The sequence below is a fragment of the Bradyrhizobium sediminis genome, assembly GCF_018736085.1.
GTDB lineage: Bacteria > Pseudomonadota > Alphaproteobacteria > Rhizobiales > Xanthobacteraceae > Bradyrhizobium > Bradyrhizobium sediminis.
The window spans coordinates 2470493-2491501 of sequence record NZ_CP076134.1 but is presented as its reverse complement, the minus strand read 5'-3'; the positions used below and the strand labels follow the sequence as shown (position 1 = coordinate 2491501).

Annotated in this window: 11 protein-coding genes; 1 reads left to right on the top strand and 10 read right to left on the bottom strand. The window is 62.2% G+C overall.

What is annotated here, in order from left to right; genetic code table 11:
- Nucleotides 1-3: 3 nt before the first annotated feature.
- The 6 genes from rpsJ to KMZ29_RS11880 form a co-directional block, all read right to left on the bottom strand.
- Complete coding sequence (gene rpsJ / locus KMZ29_RS11905) at nucleotides 4-312, bottom strand: 30S ribosomal protein S10 (RefSeq protein WP_011473876.1); 309 nt, start codon at nucleotides 310-312, stop codon at nucleotides 4-6.
- Between the two features lie 88 nt (nucleotides 313-400).
- Entirely contained in the window at nucleotides 401-1591 is a 1191-nt protein-coding gene (gene tuf / locus KMZ29_RS11900) for an elongation factor Tu (protein ID WP_215612320.1), read from the bottom strand.
- A 39-nt stretch (nucleotides 1592-1630) separates the two neighbouring features.
- Nucleotides 1631-3703, bottom strand: coding sequence for an elongation factor G (fusA, locus tag KMZ29_RS11895; protein WP_215623835.1), 2073 nt, complete (start codon nucleotides 3701-3703; stop codon nucleotides 1631-1633).
- A gap of 31 nt (nucleotides 3704-3734) precedes the next feature.
- Nucleotides 3735-4205: a 30S ribosomal protein S7 gene (gene rpsG / locus KMZ29_RS11890; protein ID WP_215606206.1), complete on the bottom strand. Its 471-nt coding sequence runs from the start codon at nucleotides 4203-4205 to the stop codon at nucleotides 3735-3737.
- Nucleotides 4206-4220: 15 nt separating this feature from the next.
- Nucleotides 4221-4592, bottom strand: coding sequence for a 30S ribosomal protein S12 (rpsL, locus tag KMZ29_RS11885; protein WP_029584567.1), 372 nt, complete (start codon nucleotides 4590-4592; stop codon nucleotides 4221-4223).
- Nucleotides 4593-5226: 634 nt separating this feature from the next.
- Nucleotides 5227-6276 carry a GNAT family N-acetyltransferase gene (locus tag KMZ29_RS11880; protein ID WP_369810100.1) on the bottom strand — a complete coding sequence of 350 codons (1050 nt, stop codon included), beginning with the start codon at nucleotides 6274-6276 and terminating at the stop codon, nucleotides 5227-5229.
- Between the two features lie 248 nt (nucleotides 6277-6524).
- Between KMZ29_RS11880 and KMZ29_RS11875 the strand changes: the two genes are divergently transcribed.
- Nucleotides 6525-7739 (top strand): FAD-dependent oxidoreductase, encoded by a 1215-nt coding sequence (locus KMZ29_RS11875; RefSeq protein WP_215623833.1) that lies wholly within the window; start codon nucleotides 6525-6527, stop codon nucleotides 7737-7739.
- 52 nt (nucleotides 7740-7791) lie between these two features.
- On the opposite strand, the gene KMZ29_RS11870 is transcribed toward KMZ29_RS11875, so the two are convergent.
- From KMZ29_RS11870 to rpoB, 4 genes are all read right to left on the bottom strand, one after another.
- Entirely contained in the window at nucleotides 7792-9789 is a 1998-nt protein-coding gene (locus KMZ29_RS11870; protein WP_215623832.1) for an ABC transporter ATP-binding protein, read from the bottom strand.
- A 184-nt stretch (nucleotides 9790-9973) separates the two neighbouring features.
- Nucleotides 9974-12031 (bottom strand): FAD-dependent oxidoreductase, encoded by a 2058-nt coding sequence (locus tag KMZ29_RS11865; protein ID WP_215623831.1) that lies wholly within the window; start codon nucleotides 12029-12031, stop codon nucleotides 9974-9976.
- A gap of 185 nt (nucleotides 12032-12216) precedes the next feature.
- Entirely contained in the window at nucleotides 12217-16416 is a 4200-nt protein-coding gene (gene rpoC / locus KMZ29_RS11860) for a DNA-directed RNA polymerase subunit beta' (protein WP_215623830.1), read from the bottom strand.
- A 126-nt stretch (nucleotides 16417-16542) separates the two neighbouring features.
- On the bottom strand, nucleotides 16543-20667 hold the full coding sequence (rpoB, locus tag KMZ29_RS11855; RefSeq protein ID WP_215623829.1) for a DNA-directed RNA polymerase subunit beta: 4125 nt from the start codon (nucleotides 20665-20667) through the stop codon (nucleotides 16543-16545).
- Nucleotides 20668-21009 lie beyond the last annotated feature (342 nt).

Here is a 21009-nt window from a genome sequence, read left to right as displayed (position 1 = left end):
ACCTTAGAGCTTGATTTCGACGTCGACGCCGGCGGCCAGATCGAGCTTCATCAAAGCATCGACGGTCTGCGGGGTCGGATCGACAATGTCGAGAAGACGCTTGTGCGTGCGCATCTCGAATTGCTCGCGGCTCTTCTTGTCGACGTGCGGCGAACGGTTGACGGTGAACTTCTCGATGCGGGTGGGCAGCGGAATGGGTCCGCGAACCTGAGCACCGGTCCGTTTCGCCGTGTTCACGATCTCACGCGTCGACGAATCGAGAATTCGATGGTCGAACGCCTTGAGACGGATGCGGATATTCTGGCCGTTCATTGCCGATGTCTTTCTTTGTCGTAGCGAGTGGCGAGTAGCGAATAGCGAGTGGACTTAGACCATTCGCTATTCGCCATTCCCTATTCGCTTACTCGATGATGCTTGCGACGACGCCGGCACCGACGGTGCGGCCGCCTTCGCGGATCGCGAAGCGCAGGTTCTGTTCCATCGCGATCGGCACGATCAGGTGCACTTCCATCGAAATGTTGTCGCCCGGCATCACCATCTCGGTGCCTTCCGGCAGATGCACGACACCGGTCACGTCGGTGGTGCGGAAGTAGAACTGAGGCCGGTAGTTGGTGAAGAACGGAGTGTGACGGCCGCCCTCCTCCTTGGTGAGGATGTAGGCCGAAGCCTTGAACTTGGTGTGCGGCTTCACCGAACCCGGCTTGCACAGCACCTGACCGCGCTCGACTTCCTCGCGCTTGGTGCCGCGCAGCAGCGCGCCGATGTTGTCGCCGGCCTGGCCCTGGTCGAGCAGCTTGCGGAACATTTCCACGCCGGTGACGATGGTCTTCTGGGTATCGCGCAGACCGACGATCTCGATTTCTTCGCCGACCTTGATGATGCCGCGCTCGACGCGACCGGTCACCACCGTGCCGCGGCCCGAGATCGAGAACACGTCTTCCACCGGCATCAGGAATGGCTGGTCGACCGGACGCTCCGGCTGCGGAATATAGCTGTCGACCGCCGCCATCAGTTCCAGCACGGCGTCGTGACCGAGCTTCTTGTCCTTGTCTTCCAGCGCCGCCAGCGCCGATCCCTTGATGATCGGGATCTTGTCGCCGGGAAAATCGTACTTCGACAGCAGTTCGCGGACTTCCAGCTCAACCAGTTCGAGCAGTTCCGGATCGTCGACCATGTCGCACTTGTTGAGGAACACGACCATGGCGGGAACGCCGACCTGCTTGGCCAGCAGGATGTGCTCGCGGGTCTGGGGCATCGGGCCGTCGGCCGCGGACACCACCAGGATCGCGCCGTCCATCTGCGCCGCACCGGTGATCATGTTCTTGACGTAGTCGGCGTGGCCCGGACAGTCGACGTGGGCGTAATGCCGGTTCTTGGTCTCGTATTCGACGTGTGCGGTCGAGATCGTGATGCCGCGCGCCTTCTCTTCCGGCGCCTTGTCGATCTGGTCGTACGCGGTGAACGTCGCACCGCCGGTTTCCGCCAGCACCTTGGTGATCGCCGCCGTCAGCGACGTCTTGCCGTGGTCGACGTGACCGATGGTGCCGATGTTGCAGTGCGGTTTAGTACGTTCAAACTTTGCTTTGGCCATTTGACTCTCCGTTCAGTCGTTAACTGCCGTCAACGACAATCAGGCAAACTTCTTCTGGACTTCCGCCGACACGTTCGCCGGCGCTTCCGCGTAGTGATCGAACTGCATCGTAAAGGTTGCGCGCCCCTGGCTCATCGAGCGCAGGTTATTCACGTAACCGAACATGTTCATGAGCGGCACCATCGCATTGATGACGTTGGCGTTGCCGCGCATGTCCTGACCCTGGATCTGGCCGCGCCGCGAGTTGAGGTCGCCGATGACCGAACCGGTGTAGTCTTCCGGGGTCACCACTTCGACCTTCATGATCGGCTCGAGCAGGACCGACTTGCCCTTTTGCAGCGCGTCGCGGAACGCCGCGCGCGATGCGATTTCGAAGGCCAGCGCCGAGGAGTCGACGTCGTGATAGGCGCCGTCCACCAGCTGGACCTTGACGTCGACCACCGGGAAGCCGGCGACCACGCCCGAAGTCAGCACGCTGTTGAGGCCCTTTTCGACGCCGGGGATGTATTCCTTCGGCACTGCGCCGCCGACGATCTTGGATTCGAATTCGAATCCCTTGCCCGGCTCGTTGGGCTCGACGACGAACTTGACCCGCGCGAACTGGCCGGTACCGCCGGTCTGCTTCTTGTGGGTGTAATCGACTTCCGCGCGCTTGGTGACGCGCTCACGGAACGCCACCTGCGGCGCGCCGATGTTGGCGTCGACCTTGTAGGTACGGCGCAGGATGTCGACCTTGATGTCGAGATGGAGTTCGCCCATGCCCTTGAGGATGGTCTGGCCGGATTCCAGGTCGGTCGAAACCCGGAACGACGGATCTTCGGCGGCCAGCTTCGCCAGCGCGACGCCGAGCTTTTCCTGGTCGGCCTTCGACTTCGGCTCGATCGCGATCTCGATGACCGGCTCGGGGAATTCCATCTTTTCCAGAATCACCGGCTTGTTCGAATCGCACAACGTATCGCCGGTGCGGGCTTCCTTCAGGCCAGCCAGCGCGACGATGTCGCCGGCATAGGCTTCCTTGATGTCTTCGCGGTTGTTGGCATGCATCAACAGCATGCGGCCGATACGTTCCTTGCGGTCGCGCGTCGAGTTGACGACGCCGGTGCCCGAAAGCAGCGTGCCGGAATAGATGCGGCAGAAGGTGATGGTGCCGACGAAGGGATCGTCCATGATCTTGAACGCGAGCAGCGCCAGCGGCTCCGCGTCGTTCGGCAGGCGAACGACTTCATTGCCGTCATCATCGACGCCCTTGATGGCGGGCACGTCGACTGGCGACGGCAGATAATCCACCACCGCGTCGAGCAGCGGCTGGACGCCCTTGTTCTTGAACGCCGAGCCGCACAGCACCGGGAAGAACGCACCGGTCAGCACCGCCTTGCGGATCAGCCGCTTCAAGGTCGCCTCGTCGGGCTCCTTGCCGTCGAGATAGGCGGCCAGCGCGTCGTCATCGAGCTCGACGGCGGCTTCCAGCATCTTCTCGCGGTATTCCTTCGCCTTGTCGGCGAGGTCGGCAGGAATATCGATGTCCTTGAAGTTGGCGCCGAGCGCCTCGTCTTCCCAGATCACGCCCTTCATGCGGACCAGATCGACCAGGCCCTTGAAGTTGTTCTCCGCGCCGATCGGCAGCTGGATCGCAATCGGCTTGGCGCCGAGACGGTCGACGATATCGTCGAGGCATTTGTAGAAGTCGGCGCCAGTCTTATCCATCTTGTTGGCGAAGACGATGCGCGGAACCTTGTACTTGTCGCCCTGGCGCCAGACGGTTTCAGTCTGCGGCTCAACGCCCTGGTTCGAATCGAGCACGCATACGGCGCCGTCGAGCACGCGCAGCGAACGCTCGACTTCAATGGTGAAGTCGACGTGGCCGGGGGTGTCGATGATGTTGAGGCGCTTGCCGTTCCAGAACGCGGTAGTGGCGGCCGACGTAATGGTGATGCCGCGCTCCTGCTCCTGCTCCATCCAGTCCATCGTCGCGGCACCTTCGTGCACTTCGCCGATTTTGTGGCTCTTGCCGGTATAATAGAGAATGCGCTCGGTGGTCGTGGTCTTGCCGGCATCGATATGCGCCATGATACCGAAGTTGCGGTAGTTCTCTATGGCATGAACGCGGGGCATGGGGTGTTCCTTAAAATCCGTTGTTTCGCCGTTACCAGCGATAGTGTGAGAAGGCACGGTTGGCTTCCGCCATCCGGTGCACGTCTTCACGCTTCTTGACGGCGTTCCCCCTGCCATTCGACGCGTCAAGCAGCTCGGCCGAGAGCCGCTCCGTCATCGTCTTTTCGTTGCGCTCGCGCGCCGCCGTGATAATCCAGCGAATTCCGAGCGCCTGACGGCGCACCGAACGCACTTCCACCGGCACCTGATAGGTAGCGCCACCGACGCGGCGCGACCGCACTTCGATGGTCGGCATCACGTTTTCCAGAGCCTGCTCGAAAACCGGCAAAGGACCCTGCTTGGTCTTGGTCTCGATCATTTCGAGCGCGCCATAGACGATGCTCTCGGCGGCAGACTTCTTGCCGTCATACATGATCGAATTCATGAACTTCGTGATGATGATGTTCCCGAACTTCGGATCCGGGTTCACTTCACGCTTTTCAGCAGAATGGCGACGAGACATCTGGTCTGTTCCCGATTATTTCGGACGCTTCGCGCCGTACTTCGAACGACGCTGCTTACGGTTCTTGACGCCCTGGGTATCGAGGACGCCGCGGAGAATGTGGTAGCGCACGCCGGGCAAATCCTTGACGCGGCCGCCGCGGATCATGACCACCGAGTGTTCCTGAAGGTTATGGCCTTCACCCGGGATGTAGCCGATGACCTCGAAGCCGTTGGTCAGGCGCACCTTGGCGACCTTACGAAGCGCCGAGTTCGGCTTCTTCGGGGTCGTGGTGTAGACGCGCGTGCAAACGCCGCGCTTCTGCGGCGACTGCTGCAGCGCGGGCACCTTCTTGCGCGACTTCTGTACCGTCCGCGGACTTGCGATCAGCTGGTTGATCGTCGGCATGTCAGCCTTCACCCTTTAGTTCGCGCGAAACCATGGTTGGCTCCGCAAATTCATTCGGGACATCCGGTCCCGTCCGGCCGCACCACGCGGAAACAACCGCGCAAAGCGAAATCGCGCCAACTGCTCATTGCTGAGCGGAAAGCGCTTCGACGCCACAGAGGACCGCGGTCGTAACCGATCAGCTCGCGCTGCTCAGTCGGCTACCGAGGTCATGCATCCGAAATCAATCTCAAGAGGACTTGCTCTAGAGAACCAAGATCGTCCTGGCAGTGCCTAGCTATAATCGACAGCGTTTGAGCGGCATTCGTCGAGGTTGGTGCCCGGCCCGTTCCCGAAGGATTGAGTGGGTAATCCGTTCCGACTCTGGCGTCGCTCACCGCCTGTCGTTAAGTGCGCGGGTTTTATCGGCGGTGGATAGCCAAGTCAAGGCGAAACGACAGCGAAAGAAACGCCTCTGCCATCTGCATAATCGGCATGCGAGCGCATTTCAACGCGCGCCGGAATCGCTGTCCAGGGTCCCTGATAGGGCGAATCTCTCGCGGCCATCCGGGCGCCCTCCTCCGCGAGCCCGGGCGCAATCGCACAGAAATCGGTCGAAACTAGATATTATCCGGGTAATATAGCGTTCCTGCCCTCAATGCGGCGCGGCCATGGCCGGTTTCTTCGGAGTTCCCGGCGAAAGCCAGCGCCGCAACCGGTCCCGCAGGCTCCGCAGATGCTGATATCCGAGTTGCCGGCCTGCCTCCATTCGGTAGCCGAGCGATTTGCCCGGGCCGATGTCCAGGAGCATATCGACCACCACGCGCCGCCCGGCCCACAATTGTCCCATGAAGCTTGCTTCAATGGCGCAGGAATTGATCGCCGTGATATCCGGCCCGGCGAAGAGTTCGTCGGTAATCTTGTCGATCAGCAGCGCGCCCGGCGAATACTTGCCGTAATGGGCGTCGAACGCGGTTTTCCAAGTATAGGCCGTGGCGCCGCAATACATCAGCACCTGGGCGGAAATCGGCTCGCCATTGACGCGCAGCAGCGCGACCGAAGCGTTGCCTTGCGCCGCGAGATCTTGAAACAGCCGGCGGACGAAGGCGGCGTCGCGGGGATCGGACAACAGCGCGGTGCCCCGGTCGCCTTTCCAGCTGGCCTTTTCCAGCACGAGAAAGCTTTCGAAGGCCTGCCGCGCGCCATCGAGCGTTCGATCGTTCACGACGTCGACGGTGCCAAGCGCCGACAATCTCTTCCACTCCTGCCGCAGCTTCTTGCGCGTGGAGCCGGATCGCTTGACGCCGAACTCCCGGGTCACGAAAGGCCGGGCATCTTCCGAAAGCATCAGGGGCTCGATGCCGCGCCTGGCCAGTTCCCTTGATATTGCGGGATAACTCGGACACTCCGCGTCCAGCGATTGCAGGCTGAGCACCTTCGGCAACGACGGGCTTTTCTCGATCGCCGCGAAGAATGCCGCAATCACCTCGTCGACGCAGACGGGATCGACGACGGGGCTGGAAAGGAAGGCGTAATTGTACGGCAGCGCTTCGAGCAGCATGGGCCAGAACGGCACGGGCCGGCGCGATTGCAGCGCCCAGACGCCAACCAGCTTGCGCTCGCCTCCGCCCTCCTCCCAGGCCAGCAACACCTGGATCCTGGCGAAGTTCAGCTCGGCAGCCGCCGTCAACGCGGCGGGGTTCATGAAGACGTTCGAGTTCGCACGCGGGACGAGATCGTCCCACTGCGGGCCGATGTCAGGGTTAGGTGAATCAATCGTTACCGAAATCATCGGACCAATGCTTCGAGGGGCTGCGCCGGCGCGATCTTGTTCGCCCCTGATTGCTTTTGAGTTAAGTCGGGAACCGGTACCACGCCTATTCGGGCCTTTTCTTTCAGGCTTTGTTTGCCTTTTGCGGCGCATGGATGGGCCTTCGGATCCGGGGCAGATGCATGCGGTACACGGATGTTGCAATCGTCGGTGGCGGTCTCTCCGGCTCCACGGCCGCGGCGATGCTCGGACGCGCGGGTATCCCGGCGGTCCTGATCGACCCCCACACCGTCTATCCGCCCGAACTGCGCTGCGAAAAACTCGGCGGCGAGCAGCTCGGTCTGCTGCGCAAGACCGGTCTTGCGGATGCGACCTTGCGGGCGACCACGCTCGACGGCGAAGTGTGGGAAGCGCGCTTCGGCTACGTCGTCGCCCGCAAAGCCAGCGACCAGCACGGCATCATGTACGACACCCTGGTCAACACCGTGCGCGCGCAGATTCCGCAAGGCGTCACGACGATCCACGCCAAGGCCTCCAGCATTGCCAACGGCCCGGAGCGGCAGAAAATCGTGTTGTCCAACGGTGAGGAAATCTCGGCGCGGCTGGTGGTGCTCGCGAACGGCCTCAATGTCGGCCTTCGTCACACGCTCGGCATCAAGCGCCGCGTCGTCAGCGAATGCCATTCGATCACGCTCGGCTTCGACGTCGAGCCGGTTGGCCGTGCGGCATTCAGCTTCCCGGCATTGACCTATTGGCCGAAGCGCTCGAGCGCGCGGATGGCCTACCTCTCGCTGTTTCCGATCGGCGGCAAGATGCGCGCCAATTTCATGGTGTACCGCGAGATGACCGACCCGTGGCTGCAGCGGTTCAAGCAGGCGCCGGAAGAAACCATGCGCGCACTTATGCCGCGCCTGCAGCGCATGATGGGTGATTTCAAGGTGAGCGGCCCGGTCAAGATCCGGCCCGCCGATCTGTTCGTCACCGATGGCTACCTTCAGCCGGGGATCGTGCTGGTCGGCGACGCATTCTCGACCTCCTGCCCCGCAGCAGGCACCGGCACCACCAAGGTCTTCACCGACGTTGGGCGCCTGTGCAACGTCTACATCCCGCAATGGCTGGCGACCGACGGCATGGACGTCCAGAAGATTGCGGGGTTCTACAGCGATCCGGAAAAGACGGCGTGCGAGGCGCGGTGTCTGGCAAAGGCCTACCACCTGCGTTCGCTGTCGACCGACAACGGCCTGTCGTGGCGCGCCCGGCGCTGGGCACGCTTCATCGCACGATTGTCGATGGGCACATGGCGATCGATCCGAAAGCGGCTTTTGGCCGGATCGATGCCGCGAAGTCTGGCTACGAAGCCGGCGGCGCCTCCGGAACAAGGAAGTCTCGCGTCCTGACGTCAGTCGATTCTAGCGGCGGCGCCGGCTCGATCTCGCGGCATTCGCCGGCTCAATCCTCATCATCATCGTCGTCAACCTGATCGGCCGCATGATGCGGCCTGTGGCTCTGATCGTCCCACAGCTTTCGATAGACGCCGTTGGCGGCGAGCAGCTGTTCGTGCGAGCCGCGCTCGATCGCCTTGCCGCCGGAGATCACGATGATCTCGTCCATCTCGACCACCGAAGTCAGCCGGTGGGTCGAGAAGATCATGGTGCGGCCCTTGGCGAGCTTCAGCAGCGTCTTGTTGATCGCGGCTTCCGTGGTCTGGTCGAGCGCCGAGGTCGCCTCGTCGAGCAGTAGCACTGACGGATCGCGCACGATGGCGCGGGCGATCGCGATGCGCTGGCGCTGCCCGCCCGACAGGGTATCGCCGCGCTCGCCGACCTGGGTATCGTATTTCTCAGGCAGGCTCATGATGTAGCGATGGATTTCGGCCTTGCGCGCCGCCTCCTCGACCTCCGCGTCGGTCGCGCCTTCCTTGCCAAGCCGGATGTTTTCCCGGATCGACATGTTGAACAGCATGTTTTCCTGGAATACCACTGCCATGCTCTTGCGCAGGGACTCCCGGGTCACCCTTCGGATATCGACGCCGTCGATGGTCACACGCCCTTCGTCCGGAGTGTAGAGGCGAAGGATCAGGTTCAGCAGCGTGCTCTTGCCGGAGCCGCTCGGGCCGACGATGGCGATGGTCTTGCCGACATCGAGCTTGAGACTGAGATTGTCGAGCACCGGCGTATCGGTGCCTTCATACTTGAACGACACGCGGTCGAAGGTGATGTCGTTGGTGATGCGCGGCAGCTCGGGTGCGCCCGGGCGGTCGGCACCGCCGCGGATCGGCTCATCGAGCAGTTCCTGAATGTGACGCACCGCCGCCGCCGACTGGATCGACACCGGAATGAAATGCATGAGGTGGGCGATGTTGTAGGACACCTCCCAGAACGCGCTCTCGAAGGTCACGAAGGTTCCGACGGTGATCTGTCCCTTGGTCGCGAGATAGGCGCCGATCGCGAGCACCACGAGGTGCAGCAACAGCACCGCAATTGTGACCGAACGCTCGACCATGGTCGAAAGGAACACCGCGGACGCAGTCTTGTTGCGAACGTCGTGGTTCCGCATGGTGAACCAGCCGAAGGTGCGGCGCTGCAGGCTGAATGCCTTGACCACCGCCTGTGCGGCGACGTTTTCCTGCACCATGCCGAGCAGCGAGGATTCGTGGAGCTTCTGCTCGTAATTCGCCTGCACCGCTTTCGGCGTCAGAATCCGCGGACCGATCAGCGTGATCGGAAACACCAGCAGCGACACCACGGCGAGCTGCCAGTTCAAAAACAGCATCAGGATGATGCCGGCGATCAGTTCCAGGAACGGCAACGCCGCGCTGTTGGCAAAACTCTTGACCGAACCTTCAAAGGCCGAAAGGTCGATGGAAAAGCGCGACAAGATTTCACCGCGCCTGGTGCGCGCGAAATAGGACGCCGGCAAATCCTGCACGTGCTCGAACAGGCGGGAACGCACGTCCGATATGACGGAGGACGCGAGCCTGGCGTCCCAGCGCTCGTACCATACCGCGACGATCGAGGTGATGATTCCGGCCACCGCGAGCACACCGAGGATGATGTAGAGCGCGTGGAAATCCTCCTCGCCGAGCGCATCGTCGATCAGGAATTTCAGGCTCAGCGGCATGATGACGTTGAACAGCGTCTCGACCACGACGCCGAAGCTGACGATTGCCAGCATTTTCTTGTAGTTCTTCAGGAACGGCTGAATGAACGCATAGATCGTTGCCAGCGCGCCGGCGGCTTCCTTGGCGGTAAAGACGACGAGATCCTCATCATCATCGTCGTCTATCTCGATCTCGTCATCGGGTTCCGGCAGCTTGGCCGCCATGTCGTCGACGGGGCGATTCGCAAGCCCGGCGTCCGCCGCCAGCTTTTCGTCGCGCTCCGGCGCAACCGGATCGTCAGCGGAAGCAGGGTTCCGATCATCCGATGAGGGAGGCTTGGGCGCCATTAGACCAACCGATGCTGCACGGCCGGCATGACCGCAAAAATCGAGGGAGGCGGCCCGGAGAGCCACCGCCCGCGATCCTATGCGATCAGGATGCGTTCGGCAAAATAATTGGAGTACCGGCGAAGCGCCGGGCGCCATTCCGCAAGAGGGGCACCGGTTCTGCGATCAGAATACGCACCATCAACTAATCGTCGTCGTCGGCAACCTTGTCAAAGAACGAGTAGCGCAGGCTGTCGGAATCCGCATACCACTGGCCGGGTCCCTTGTTGGCGGCCAGCGTCGCCGCCCAGAGCGCGTCCGTGGTGTCGCGGCGGTGCATCGACAGGTCGAACCCGTTGGAGAAGAACAATTCCGACCACTCCCACCAGGTGCCGAGCTTCTTGACCCCGCGCAGCAGGTCGTAGCGATCGATCAGCGCAGGCGCCATATCCGACGTCACCGAGCCGAACACCAGGCCGGTCTTCGTCACGCGGTTCAATTCGCGAATCGCGCGGGGCACCTGCTTTTCCCCGACATGGCACAGGCTGGTTTCGAACACGAAGTCGAATTCCCCGTCCTTGAACGGCATATCGACGATCGATCCAAGCTTGTTGAATTTCTTCAGCGCCTTCGGCGTCCTGGCGTGTATCGTACGGTTGTTCTCGATACCCCATGCATCTATCCCGCGATCGCGCAGCGCTCCCACCAGTTCTCCGCTGGCGGAGCCGGCCACCAGGAGCTTGTAGCCCTTGGCCCTGCCCCAGACGATCTTGATGAGATCGGTCAGGTAACCAGGATCGGTGAACTGGCTCCAGACCTCGTGATAGGGGCCGAGCCCGCGATAGTTCTCGAAATATTCGCGGTCGATCCTGTCGGACGAAGGCTTGCCGCCCTCGCCGCGGGCGCGGCGCAACCGCATCATCTCGGTGACGATGATGTCGGTGGCGGCATCGGAGGAATCGAGCAGCCCATTCAGCGTCGAGTCGAACAGATAGTCGCCGACCACGACGAGGCCGGGGTGCTGCTTCGGCTCGGGCCGGTGATTTGTCATGACGTCGCGCGCCGGAAGACCGCCGGGAATCGCATTCACCGAGGACAGCCAGCGGTGGGTCTTGCCCTCCAGGAAATGCTCGCGCGCATCGCCGAGCGAAGCCGGCAGCGACTTCAGCGCGGCGTCGATCAGTTCCTGATCGCCGAGATTGGCGAATGCGAGCGCATCGGACCCGGCGATCAGCCAGTTCAACACGCCATGCTTGCCGACGTCGTGGCGCGCGCCTTCGTTGTAAACGCAGCAGCCGCCGAATGCTTCCGACATGAACCAGGCGCCCGGGATCTTCTCGCCCCAGAACGGCTCGTCGAACAGCAGCGAGATCCGCAGATAATGCGCAGGCCGGTCGAAATAGGCGACGTGCTTGACCATTGACTTGCGCAGCTGCTCGCCGTCCCAGCGCATGGTGGCGAGCCAGGAATGCGGCAGGCACATCAGCACCAGATCGAAGTCTTTCGTCTCCGGTCCCTTGCCGTTCATCATGTTGAGCCGATAGCGGCCCGCCTCGGTCTTGCCGACCTTGAGCACCCGGTGATTGAGCTGGATCTTCGCGTTGACTTCCGACTGCAGGCACTCGATCAGCTGCTCATTGCCGTTCTGGATCGAATACAGCCCGATGTAGCCGTCGACATCCATCACGAAGTTCTTCAGCGCATTCAGCCCATTGGTGTTGTGGCTCTCGGTGGCGATATCGGAGCGCGCCATCACCTTGAAGAAGCGCTTGGCTGTGGGATCGTCGACCTCCTTGTCGAGCAGTTCCTCGCAGGAGAGGTAGGCCCACGGGTGCTCGTTGTCGTGCGCGCCGACACCTTCGTAATATTCGACCGGCGACACCATCTCGGTGCAGCGCTTGCGGAACGCTTCGATCGCGTCCGCGGTCTTGGCGCCGTATTTGCGGCGCATCCCCGGCACGTCGTTCAGAAGCTCGCCGTCGAGATGGACCTGCTCGGCGTCCATCGGAATGGTCTGCAGGCCGAAATGCTGGATCAGCTCGCGCAGCGGATCGGGGCCGGTCATCGAGTAATCGTAGATCTCGGCGACGCCGGCTTCATACATCGCGGGCGCCGAATCGAACTTGCGGGTGACGATTTTGCCGCCGACGCGGTCGGAAGCTTCGTAGATCGTGATGCGGCAGAGTTCGCCGAGCTTCTTCTTCAGATACCAGGCGCTCATCAGCCCGCCGGGGCCGCCACCAACGATTGCAAGATCCAGCATATGTTTCCGTCGCCTCCACCACCCCATTTGTTCCCAGGTGGCCAGCCTTAAGTCACCCTAGCAAAAGCGCTTTTCAGCCTGAAGGAAAGATGAACAAACCGGGTTCGGGCTTTGAGATGGGTCAAAAAATCAAAAAAGGCCGGCGTGAAGCCGGCCTTTTCCTAACGCACTGAATCCGTGCAACTTTATTCCGCGGGCGGCAGCGCCAGCGGCTCGGCCTCGGGCGCCGTCGGCACGATCGTGGCCTGCTTTTCGCGTTCGTCGAGGATCAGCTTGTCGCGCTTGACGGCGACTTCGCGGATCTTGGCCATCGAGGCGCCGGTGCCCGCCGGGATCAGCCGGCCGACAATGACGTTCTCCTTGAGGCCTTCCAGCGGGTCCACCTTGCCGTTGACGGCGGCTTCGGTGAGCACGCGGGTGGTCTCCTGGAACGAGGCCGCCGAGAAGAACGAGCGGGTCTGCAGGCTCGCCTTGGTGATGCCGAGCAGAACCGGCGTTCCCGTGGCGGGCTTCTTGCCCTCTTCCTTGGCCTTGACGTTGAGCTGGTCGAACTCGATCTTGTCGATCTGTTCGCCCGAGATCATGTCGGTCTCGCCCTGGTCGGTGATTTCGACCTTCTGCAGCATCTGACGGACAATCACCTCGATGTGCTTGTCGTTGATCAGCACGCCCTGCAGCCGGTAGACCTCCTGGATTTCGTTGACCAGATAGGCAGCGAGTTCCTCGATGCCCTTGATCGCCAGAATGTCGTGCGGCGCCGGATTGCCTTCGACGATGAAATCGCCCTTTTCGACGATGTCACCGTCCTGCAGATGGATGTGTTTGCCCTTCGGAATGAGGTACTCGCGAGTCTCCTCGTTCTTGTCGATCGGCTCGATCGAGATGCGGCGCTTGTTCTTGTAGTCGCGGCCGAACCGGATGGTGCCGGCGATTTCCGCGATGATCGCGGCATCCTTCGGCTTGCGGGCCTCAAACAGTTCCGCAACCCGCGGCAGACCGCCGGTGATGTCACGGGTCTTCGCGCTTTCGGTGGAAATACGCGCGAGGATGTCGCCGTTCTTGACCTTGGCTCCGACGTCGACCGACAGAATCGCATCGACCGACAGCATGTAGCGGGCTTCACCGCCGCGCGCGAGCTTGAGGATCTTGCCATCCTTGCCCTTGACGACGATGGCCGGACGCAGATCCGCCCCGCCCCGCGACGCGCGCCAGTCGATGACGACGCGCTTGGCGATACCGGTGGACTCGTCGAGCGTTTCCGAGATCGACTGCCCCTCGACCAGATCCTCGAAGGCGATGGTGCCCTCGACCTCGGTGAGAACCGGCCGTGAGTACGGATCCCATTCCGCGATGCGCTGGCCGCGCTTGACCATGTCGCCTTCGTCGACGTGCATGCGCGCGCCGTACTGAATGCGGTGGGTCGCACGCTCGGTGCCGTCGGCGTCGGCGATTGCAACCACCATGTTGCGCACCATCGCGACCAGGTGGCCTTCGCTGTTCTTGGCGATGGCCTTGTTCTTGATGGTGACCTTGCCGTCGAAGTTCGACTCGATGAACGACTGCTCGCTGATCTGCGCCGCGCCGCCGATGTGGAACGTCCGCATCGTCAACTGGGTGCCGGGTTCGCCGATCGACTGGGCGGCGATGACGCCGACCGCTTCGCCGTGGTTGACCGGCGTGCCGCGGGCCAGATCGCGGCCGTAGCACTTGCCGCAGATGCCGTTGACGAGTTCGCAGGTCAGCGCCGAGCGGATCTTCACTTCCTGGATGCCGGCCTGCTGGATGGCATCGACATGCGTCTCTTCCATCAGCGTGCCGCGCTTGACCACGACCTTGTTGGTCGCGGGATCGCGCAGATCCTCCCCGGCGGTACGGCCAAGGATGCGGGACGCCAGCGAGGCAACCACGGTGCCGGCATCGATGATGGCGCGCATCTTGATGCCGAGCTTGGTGCCGCAGTCATCGGCCGTGATGATGCAGTCCTGCGCCACGTCGACCAGACGGCGCGTCAGGTAGCCGGAATTCGCGGTCTTCAACGCGGTGTCCGCGAGGCCCTTGCGGGCGCCGTGGGTCGAGTTGAAGTATTCGAGCACCGACAGACCTTCCTTGAAGTTGGAAATGATCGGCGTTTCGATGATCTCGCCCGACGGCTTGGCCATCAGGCCGCGCATGCCGGCGAGCTGACGCATCTGCGCCGGCGAACCGCGCGCACCGGAATGCGCCATCATGTAGATCGAGTTGATGTCGGCTTCGACGCCCTTGGCGTTCTTCTTGGTCGAAGAGATTTCCTTCATCATCTCCTTGGCGATTTCTTCCGTCGCCTTCGACCAGGCATCGACCACCTTGTTGTACTTCTCGCCGTGGGTGATCAGACCGTCGTTGTACTGCTGCTCGAAATCCTTCGCCAGCGTGCGCGTAGTGTCGACGATCTTCCACTTGCTGTGCGGAACCACCATGTCGTCCTTGCCGAACGAAATGCCGGCCTTGAACGCGTTGTAGAAGCCGAGCGCCATGATCCGGTCGCAGAAGATAACCGTCTCCTTCTGACCGCAGTGACGATAGACCTGGTCGATCACGCCGGAAATTTCGCGCTTGGTCATCAGCTTGTTGATGATGTCGTACGAAATCTTCGGAGACTTCGGCAGAACGTTGCCGAGCATCACGCGACCGGCGGTGGTCTCGATCCAGCGCTTGACCGGCTTGCCGGTCTCATCGACGCCCTGCCAGCGATACTTGATCTTGGTGTGGAGGTGGATGACCTTCGCATGCAGCGCGTGCTCGAGTTCCGACATCTCGCCGAAGATCTTGCCCTCGCCGGACAGGCCTTCGCGCATGATCGACAGATAGTAGAGGCCGAGCACGATGTCCTGCGACGGCACGATGATCGGCTGACCGTTGGCCGGATGCAGGATGTTGTTGGTCGACATCATCAGCACGCGCGCTTCCAGCTGCGCTTCCAGCGACAGCGGAACGTGCACGGCCATCTGGTCGCCGTCGAAGTCGGCGTTGAACGCCGCGCAGACCAAAGGATGCAGCTGGATCGCCTTGCCCTCGATCAGCACCGGCTCGAACGCCTGGATGCCGAGGCGATGCAGCGTCGGCGCGCGGTTCAGCAGCACGGGATGCTCGCGGATCACCTCGTCGAGAATGTCCCAAACCTCCGGCCGCTCCTTTTCAACCAGCTTCTTGGCCTGCTTCACCGTGGTGGACAGGCCCTTGGCGTCGAGCCGCGAATAGATGAACGGCTTGAACAGCTCCAGCGCCATCTTCTTTGGCAGGCCGCACTGATGCAGCCGCAGCTCGGGACCGACCACGATCACCGAACGGCCGGAGTAATCGACGCGCTTGCCGAGCAGGTTCTGCCGGAAGCGGCCCTGCTTGCCCTTCAGCATGTCGGCCAGCGACTTCAGCGGGCGCTTGTTGGCGCCGGTGATGACGCGGCCGCGGCGGCCGTTGTCGAACAAGGCGTCGACGGCCTCCTGCAGCATGCGCTTTTCGTTGCGGATGATGATATCGGGCGCACGCAGCTCCATCAGCCGCTTCAAGCGGTTGTTGCGGTTGATGACGCGGCGGTAGAGATCGTTGAGATCCGAGGTCGCGAAGCGGCCGCCGTCGAGCGGCACCAGCGGACGCAGGTCCGGCGGGATCACCGGCACCACGGTCAGGATCATCCATTCCGGCTTGTTGCCGGAATAGCGGAACGCCTCGACGATCTTCAGGCGCTTGGCGAGCTTCTTGTGCTTGATGTCGGACTCGGTCTCCTGCATCTCGACGCGCAACGACGCCTCGAGCTTCTCGAGCTCAAGCCCCTTCAGCAGCTCGCGGATCGCTTCGGCGCCGATCATGGCGGTGAAGCTGTCCTGGCCGTATTCGTCCTGCGCCTTCAGGTACTCGTCTTCCGACAAGAGCTGACGGTCCTTCAGCGCGGTGAGACCCGGCTCCAGCACGACGTAATATTCGAAATACAGGATCCGCTCGAGATCCTTCAGCGTCATGTCGAGCAGGAGGCCGATGCGCGACGGCAACGATTTCAGGAACCAGATGTGCGCGACGGGGGCGGCCAGCTCGATGTGGCCCATACGCTCGCGCCGGACGCGGCTCAGCGTCACTTCGACCGAGCACTTCTCGCAGATGATGCCCTTGTACTTCATGCGCTTGTACTTGCCGCACAGGCACTCGTAGTCCTTGATCGGCCCGAAGATGCGCGCGCAGAACAGGCCGTCACGCTCCGGCTTGAAGGTGCGGTAGTTGATGGTCTCCGGCTTCTTGATCTCGCCGTAGGACCACGACAGAATCTTTTCAGGGGACGCGATCGAAATCCGGATCTGGTCGAAGACCTGGGCCGGGGTCGTCGGATTGAAAAGATTCATAATTTCTTGGTTCATGGTCTTCTCCTCGCGTGCCGGTCGCCACCGGCAGCAAATTCGAAATTCTTCTAAGTCGCGCGCGCACCGCTCAACGTCCGAGCGAGGCGCGGATGCCCGGCACGAGGCCGGGCATTGGAGCTTGAACTACTCGGCCGCTTCGGACGTCGGCGTTGCACCCATCTTGGAATTGTGCAGATCGACGTTGAGGCCGAGCGAACGCATTTCCTTGACCAGCACGTTGAACGATTCCGGGATACCCGCCTCGAACGTGTCGTCGCCGCGCACGATCGCCTCGTACACCTTGGTACGGCCGGCGACGTCGTCCGACTTCACGGTCAGCATTTCCTGGAGCGTGTACGCCGCGCCGTAAGCCTCGAGCGCCCACACTTCCATTTCGCCGAAACGCTGGCCGCCGAACTGCGCCTTGCCGCCCAGTGGCTGCTGGGTAACGAGCGAGTACGGTCCGATCGAACGCGCGTGGATCTTGTCGTCGACCAGATGGTGCAGCTTGAGCATGTAGATGTACCCAACCGTCACCTTGCGGTCGAAGGCGTCGCCGGTCCGGCCGTCATAGACGGTCGACTGGCCCGAAGCGTCGAGACCGGCGAGCTTCAGCATCTCCTCGATGTCGGCTTCCTTGGCCCCGTCGAACACCGGGGTCGCGATCGGCACGCCGTGGCTGAGATTACGTCCGAGTTCGATCAGCTCGTTGTCGTTGAGCGATTTGATCGTCTCGTCGTCGCCGTAGATCTTCTTCAAGGTCTCCTTCAGCGGCTTGGTGTCCTGCTTGGCGCTGGCAAGGTAGGCGTCGACCGTCTGGCCGATGCGCTTGCCGAGGCCGGCGCAGGCCCAGCCGAGATGGGTCTCGAGAATCTGACCGACGTTCATGCGCGAGGGCACGCCGAGCGGATTGAGCACGATGTCGGCATGCGTCCCGTCCTCAAGGAACGGCATGTCCTCGATCGGAACGATCTTCGACACCACGCCCTTGTTGCCGTGACGGCCCGCCATCTTGTCGCCGGGCTGGATCTTGCGCTTCACCGCGACGAAGACCTTGACCATCTTCATCACGCCGGGCGGCAATTCGTCGCCGCGCTGCAGTTTCTCGACCTTGTCGAGGAAGCGCTGTTCGAGGCCCTTCTTCGATTCGTCGTACTGCTTCCGCATCGCCTCGATTTCGGCCATCAGCTTGTCGTTCGGCGAAGCGAACAGCCACCACTGCGACTTCGGATACTCCTCGAGCACGGCGCGCGTGATCTTGGTGTCCTTCTTGAAGCCCTTCGGACCGGCGATGCCCTGGCGGTTTTCCAGCAGCTCCGCCAGACGATTGTAGACGTTGCGGTCCAGAATCGCCTGCTCGTCGTCGCGGTCCTTGGCGAGACGCTCGATCTCTTCCCGCTCGATCGCCAGGGCGCGCTCGTCCTTGTCGACGCCGTGCCGGTTGAAGACGCGGACTTCGACGATGGTGCCCTGCACGCCCGGCGGCACCCGCAGCGAGGTGTCGCGGACGTCGGATGCCTTTTCGCCGAAGATGGCCCGCAAGAGCTTTTCTTCCGGCGTCATCGGGCTTTCGCCCTTCGGCGTGATCTTGCCGACCAGGATGTCGCCGGCGCGGACTTCGGCGCCGATGTAGACGATGCCGGCTTCGTCGAGGTTCTTCAGCGCTTCTTCCGAGACGTTCGGAATGTCGCGGGTGATTTCCTCAGGACCGAGCTTGGTGTCGCGGGCCATCACCTCGAATTCCTCGATGTGGATCGAGGTGAAGACGTCGTCCTTCACGATCCGCTCCGAGAGCAGGATCGAGTCTTCGAAGTTGTAGCCATTCCACGGCATGAACGCGACCAGCACGTTGCGGCCGAGCGCGAGTTCGCCGAGATCGGTCGACGGACCGTCGGCGATGATGTCGCCCTTCGCCACCTGATCGCCCACCTTCACCAGCGGACGCTGGTTGATGCAGGTCGACTGGTTGGAGCGCTGGTACTTCATCAGCCGGTAGATATCGACGCCCGACTTGGTGGGATCGAGATCGTCGGTAGCACGGATCACGATACGGGTGGCGTCGATCTGGTCGATCACGCCGGTGCGGCGGGCTGCGATCGCAGCCCCCGAGTCGCGCGCGACCACGCCCTCCATGCCGGTGCCGACGAACGGCGCTTCGGCGCGCACCAGCGGCACGGCCTGACGTTGCATGTTCGAGCCCATCAGCGCGCGGTTGGCGTCGTCGTTCTCGAGGAACGGGATCAGCGCCGCGGCCACCGAAACCAGCTGCTTCGGCGACACGTCCATGTAGTCGACCTTGTCCGGCGTGATCGGCAGCACTTCGCCGGCGTGACGGCAGACGATCAGGTCCTCGGTGAAGCGACCCTTGTTGTCGAGCGGCACGTTGGCCTGCGCCACGCGGTAGCGGCCCTCTTCCATCGCCGAGAGATAGACCACCTCGTCGGTGACGCGGCCGTCCTTCACCTTGCGATAGGGCGTTTCGACGAAGCCGTATTTGTTGACGCGCGCAAACGTCGCCAGCGAATTGATCAGACCGATGTTCGGGCCTTCCGGCGTCTCGATCGGGCAGATCCGGCCGTAATGCGTCGGATGCACGTCGCGCACCTCGAAGCCGGCGCGCTCGCGGGTCAGACCGCCCGGGCCAAGCGCCGAGAGACGGCGCTTGTGGGTGATTTCCGACAGCGGGTTGGTCTGGTCCATGAACTGCGACAGCTGCGACGAGCCGAAGAACTCGCGCACCGCGGCGGCCGCCGGCTTGGCGTTGATCAGGTCCTGCGGCATCACGGTGTCGATATCGACGCTCGACATGCGCTCCTTGATCGCGCGCTCCATGCGGAGCAGGCCGATGCGGTACTGGTTCTCCATCAGCTCGCCGACCGAGCGCACGCGCCGGTTGCCGAGGTGATCGATGTCGTCGATCTCGCCCTTGCCGTCGCGCAGGTCGACCAGCGTCTTGATGACGGCGAGAATGTCTTCCTTGCGCAGCGTGCGATGGGTATCGGGCGCATCGAGTTCGAGGCGCATGTTCATCTTGACGCGGCCGACCGCGGACAGGTCGTAGCGCTCACTGTCGAAGAACAGCGACTGGAACATGGTCTGCGCCGAGTCGATGGTCGGCGGCTCGCCGGGACGCATCACGCGATAGATGTCGAACAGCGCGTCTTCACGCGTCATATTCTTGTCGGCGTGCAGCGTGTTGCGGATGTAGGCGCCGACATTGACGTGGTCGATGTCGAGCAGCGGCAGTTCCTTGTAGCCCTGCTCGTTGAGCGCCTTCAGCGACTTCTCGGTGATTTCCTCGCCGGCCTCGGCGTAGATCTCGCCGGTCTTGGGATTGACGAGGTCCTCGGCGAGGTAGTTGCCGACCAGTTCCTCATCCGACAGCCGCAGCGCCTTGAGGCCCTTTTCCTGCAACTGGCGCGCACCGCGCACGGTCAGCTTCTTGCCGGCCTCGAGCACCACCTTGCCGGTGTCGGCGTCGATCAAGTCGTTGATGGTCGAGTAGCCGCGGAAACGGGTGGCGTCGAACGGCACGCGCCAGCCTTCCTTGGCCCGCTTGTAATTGATCTTCTTGTAGAAGGTGCTCAGGATGGTCTCGCCGTCGAGACCGAGCGCGAACATCAGCGAGGTCACCGGGATCTTGCGACGGCGGTCGATGCGCGCGAATACGATGTCCTTGGCGTCGAATTCGATATCGAGCCAGGAGCCACGATAGGGAATCACGCGCGCGGCAAACAACAGCTTGCCCGACGAATGGGTCTTGCCCTTGTCATGATCGAAGAACACGCCGGGCGAACGATGCATCTGCGAGACGATGACGCGCTCGGTGCCGTTGACGACGAAGGTGCCGTTCATGGTCATGAGCGGGATATCGCCCATGTAGACGTCCTGCTCCTTGATGTCCTTCACCGACTTGGCGCCGGTTTCCTCGTCGATATCGAACACGATGAGGCGCAGCGTCACCTTCAGCGGCGCCGCGTAGGTCATGCCGCGCTGGCGGCACTCGTCGACGTCGTATTTCGGCGGCTCGAACTCGTAGCGGACGAATTCCAGCATCGAGGTGCCGGAGAAATCCGAGATCGGAAACACCGAGCGGAACACCGCCTGCAGGCCCTCGTCCAGCCGTCCGCCGACCGGTTCATCCACCATCAGGAACTGATCATAGGACGCCTTCTGAACCTCGATGAGGTTCGGCATCTCGGCGACTTCCTTGATGTGTCCGAAGAACTTGCGAACGCGTTTGCGACCGGTGAATGTCTGCTGCGCCATCGTGGCCTCTCATTTCGTCGCCCGTGAGGGGCGAACCTTCCGAAGCGCGACTGCCATCGCCCCCGGGTTGAATTTCCGATACATCCCGAAAGTCTGAAGCCTGATTTCAGGATTTAAATCCCAAAGCGTTGGCGCCAGACCTACAAAACGCAAAACGACGCGCGGGGCGCTTCCGCACCCGCCCGTCTCAACTTGCCTAGTTACGGACCGAAAAAGCCCGAAATTGCCCGTCTCCCAACGGCCTGCGCAGGAACGTTGCCGTTCCCGCCGCCTACCGTGCTTTCGTGCTGCCGTCCCGATATGGGATGACAATCGTGGAGATTCGAGGGGTAAACCTTCGAA

What these genes read in the sequence shown, in the direction of transcription:
- KMZ29_RS11880 (WP_369810100.1), bottom strand. Translation starts at nt 6,276, where the DNA reads ATGAACCCCGCCGCGTTGACGGCGGCTGCCGAGCTGAACTTCGCCAGG.
- KMZ29_RS11865 (WP_215623831.1), bottom strand. Translation starts at nt 12,031, where the DNA reads ATGCTGGATCTTGCAATCGTTGGTGGCGGCCCCGGCGGGCTGATGAGC.
- rpsJ (WP_011473876.1), bottom strand. Translation starts at nt 312, where the DNA reads ATGAACGGCCAGAATATCCGCATCCGTCTCAAGGCGTTCGACCATCGA.
- rpoC (WP_215623830.1), bottom strand. Translation starts at nt 16,416, where the DNA reads ATGAACCAAGAAATTATGAATCTTTTCAATCCGACGACCCCGGCCCAG.
- rpsG (WP_215606206.1), bottom strand. Translation starts at nt 4,205, where the DNA reads ATGTCTCGTCGCCATTCTGCTGAAAAGCGTGAAGTGAACCCGGATCCG.
- KMZ29_RS11870 (WP_215623832.1), bottom strand. Translation starts at nt 9,789, where the DNA reads ATGGCGCCCAAGCCTCCCTCATCGGATGATCGGAACCCTGCTTCCGCT.
- tuf (WP_215612320.1), bottom strand. Translation starts at nt 1,591, where the DNA reads ATGGCCAAAGCAAAGTTTGAACGTACTAAACCGCACTGCAACATCGGC.
- rpsL (WP_029584567.1), bottom strand. Translation starts at nt 4,592, where the DNA reads ATGCCGACGATCAACCAGCTGATCGCAAGTCCGCGGACGGTACAGAAG.
- KMZ29_RS11875 (WP_215623833.1), top strand. Translation starts at nt 6,525, where the DNA reads ATGCGGTACACGGATGTTGCAATCGTCGGTGGCGGTCTCTCCGGCTCC.
- fusA (WP_215623835.1), bottom strand. Translation starts at nt 3,703, where the DNA reads ATGCCCCGCGTTCATGCCATAGAGAACTACCGCAACTTCGGTATCATG.
- rpoB (WP_215623829.1), bottom strand. Translation starts at nt 20,667, where the DNA reads ATGGCGCAGCAGACATTCACCGGTCGCAAACGCGTTCGCAAGTTCTTC.